The organism is Azospirillum sp. B506 (assembly GCF_000333595.1).
Classification (GTDB): Bacteria; Pseudomonadota; Alphaproteobacteria; order Azospirillales; family Azospirillaceae; genus Azospirillum.
Window position 1 is genome coordinate 1 of record NZ_BADK01000584.1, and the last position, 3,193, is coordinate 3,193.

2 protein-coding genes are annotated in these 3,193 nt (G+C 68.5%); one reads left to right on the forward strand and one right to left on the reverse strand.

The features are described from left to right. Nucleotides 1-1,091 (forward strand): MFS transporter (locus I71_RS17120; protein ID WP_042696049.1); only part of this gene is annotated, 1,091 nt, incomplete at its 5' end. A 58-nt stretch (nt 1,092-1,149) separates the two neighbouring features. Here the strand turns inward: I71_RS17120 and I71_RS36085 are convergent. Then, nucleotides 1,150-3,193, reverse strand: a 2,044-nt coding sequence (locus I71_RS36085; RefSeq protein WP_085940742.1) for an ATP-binding protein, incomplete at its 5' end; no start/stop codon positions are given.

Genomic DNA, 3,193 nt, shown 5'->3' on the forward strand with positions numbered 1-3,193 from the left:
AGGATGAATTCGGCCTCAGCTTCGCCCAGCTCGGCCTGCTGACCTTCGTCTATCAGGTGACGGCATCGCTTCTCCAGCCGCTGGTCGGGCTGTTCACCGACCGCAGGCCGATGCCCTATTCGCTGGTCTTCGGCATGGGGTCCACCCTGCTCGGTCTGCTTGTCCTCGCCTGGGCGCCCGCTTTCCCGGCCCTGCTGGCCGGTGGGATGCTGCTCGGTTTCGGGTCGTCCGTCTTCCATCCGGAAGCGTCGCGCATCGCCCGTCAGGCCTCCGGCGGCGCCCATGGGCTGGCCCAGTCGCTGTTCCAGGTCGGCGGGAATTTCGGCTCCGCGCTCGGCCCGCTGCTGGCCGCCTTCGTCATCCTGCCCCATGGCCAGGGCAGCCTCAGCTGGTTCGCCATCGCCGCCCTTGCCGGCATGGTGGTCATGGTCCGCCTGGGAAGCTGGCAGAGGCTGAACGCCAAGCCCCGGACCAGTGGTGGCCGGGCGGCGGCCCAGCATGCCGAGCTGCCGTCGGGACAGGTCGCCCGGGCGGTCGGCATCCTGATCGCGCTGATCGTGTCGAAATACGTCTATCTGGCGAGCATCACCAGCTACTACATCTTCTACCTGATCGACCGGTTCGGGCTGTCCACCGGCGACGCCCAGCTCTGCCTGTTCGTTTTCCTGGCGGCGGTGGCGGCGGGGACGGTGATCGGCGGCCCGGTCGGCGACCGCATCGGCCGCAAGACGGTGATCTGGGTCTCCATCCTCGGGATCCTGCCCTTCACCCTGGCCCTGCCTTATGTCGGCCTGACGACGACGGTCGCCCTCAGCGCCATCATCGGGCTGGCTCTGGCATCGGCCTTTCCGGCCATCGTGGTCTATGCGCAGGAACTGCTGCCCGGCCGTGTCGGCATGGTGTCGGGACTGTTCTTCGGTCTGGCCTTTGGCGTCGCCGGCATCGCCGCCGCCGGCCTGGGCCTGCTGGCCGACTGGCGGGGCATCGGCTTCGTCTATACCGCCTGCTCGTTCCTGCCGCTTCTGGGCTTGCTGACCGTCTTCCTGCCGGACATCGAGCGTCACAGAGTGCGCGGCCTGACATCGCGCTGACACTGGGACGAGCCGGCAGGGAGAGTGCGCCGGCTCCCATCGACCGCTGAGCGAACGCTCAGCGGTCGCCCCGCGTCAGGTGCCGGGTGAGCGCCGCGGCGAGGCTGCGCGGGGTGACCGGCTTATGCAGCAGGCCGAAGCCGTAAGTGAGGGCATCGTTCTGCGGCTGGGTGCCGATCTCGCCGGTGACGATCAGGCCGGGGATGCCCGCATCGTGCATCGCCCGGATGCGGAGGATGGCCTCCGTCCCGATGCGCTTGTCCCGCAGGCGGTAATCGACGACGAGGACGTCCGGCCGGCGCCCGTCCCGCTCCAGGGTCTCCACCGCAAGGTCGGTCGAATCGGCGGCGATCACGTCGAACCTCCACGCCCGCAGGATGCTCTCCATCCCGGCAAGCACGATGGGATCGTCGTCAACCACCACCGCGAACCGCTGCTCCCCCCGCTCCGGCAGTGCCGGCGCCATCTCCGCGGGCGTTATCTCCGTGGACGGCGGCTCCGGCGCGCGGGCCTCCGCCGCGAGCGGCACCGCGATGCTGAACAGGGAACCCTGGCCGGATTGCGAGCGCACCGCGACGGGATGGTCGAGCAGGCTGGACAGGCGGCGGACAATCGCCAGCCCAAGGCCCAGCCCCTGGTTGCGGTCCCGTTCGGGATTGTCGACCTGATACAGCTCCTCGAAGACGCGCTCGATCTGATCGGCCGGAATGCCGCATCCGCTGTCGACCACCCCGACCGCCAGACGCTCGTCCTGCACGCTGCATGTCACCGAAACGCCGCCCCGGTCGGTGTAGCGGATGGCGTTCTCCACCAGATTGCGCAGCATGCGGCCAAGCAGGACACGGTCGCTGCGGACCACCGCGTGGCAGGGCAGCACCTTCCAGTCCAAGCCCTTCTCCTGCGCCAAAGGGGCATAGGCGTCGTCCACGCTCCTCAACAGCTCCGATATGCGGAAGTCCTCCAACTGCGGGGCCACGATGCCGGCGTCGAGCCGCGAGATGTCGAGCAGCCCGTCGAGCAGCCCCTTCAGGATCTCCAGGCCGTGCTGGAGACGGTTCAGCGCATCGACACCGGGCCCTTCGCTCAGGTGCGGGCGGAGCACTTCGGCGAATAGCAGGATCGACTGCATGGGTTGGCGCAGATCGTGGCTGGCGGCGGCCAGGAAGCGGCTCTTGGATCGCCCGGCTTCCTCGGCCAGATCGCGGGCGCGATGGATGTCGTGGATGTCGACGGCGCCGCCGTACCAGGCGACGATCCGCCCGCCCTGACGGATCGGATGGGTGCGGCTGAAATGCCAACGGTAGGTTCCGTCGGCCCGGCGCAGGCGCAGTTCATACTCGTGCGGCTCGCCGGCGAGGATGGCGGAGCGGCGCACCCCCTGAATGCGGACGACATCGTCGGGATGGAGATCCGACATGCGGTCGGCCTCGGTCGTCATGCGGCCGGTGTAGGCGCGGAAGGCGGCATTGACGAATTCCAGGGTGCCGTCGGGGCGGTTCACCCACATCATGTGCGGCGCGTTCTCCACCAGTTCGCGGAACCGCTCCTCGCTGGCCCGCAATGCGGCCGATGCCTCCTCATTGGCCCGCATCTGCCGTTCGAGATCTTCGACCAGCCCATCGAACGCAAGCCCGAGACGGCTCATCTCCAGGCCATCCACCGCGCCCACGCGGATGGAGCGGTCCCCGGCGCGCCAGTGCTCCGTCGCGGAGATCAGCGCCGCCATCGGGCTGTAGAGGTGCCGTCTGGCAATCAGGTAGGCCGCCAGCAATCCAAGCAGAAGTGTGGCGGCGATCCACAGCAGAGACCGTTGGAGAGCATCGTCGATGCCGCCCATCGCCGCGTCACGGTCGATGCCGATGGCCACGAAAATATGCCGGACCCCGGCGGCCAGCGGGACATGGGCGAACGCCCACTCGACGCCGTCGATTCCCATCATTTGGAAGGAGCCGACCGTGTTCGCCTCCAGCAGGGGGCGGAAGCTGGCCGGAAGTGCGGTGCCGACGATTCCCGGCCTTGCCGGAGCGTGGGCGAGCACGACGCCGTTGCTGTCGGCCACCAGCAGGGCAGCATTGTCAGGAAGCGGATGGTCGGAAAGATAG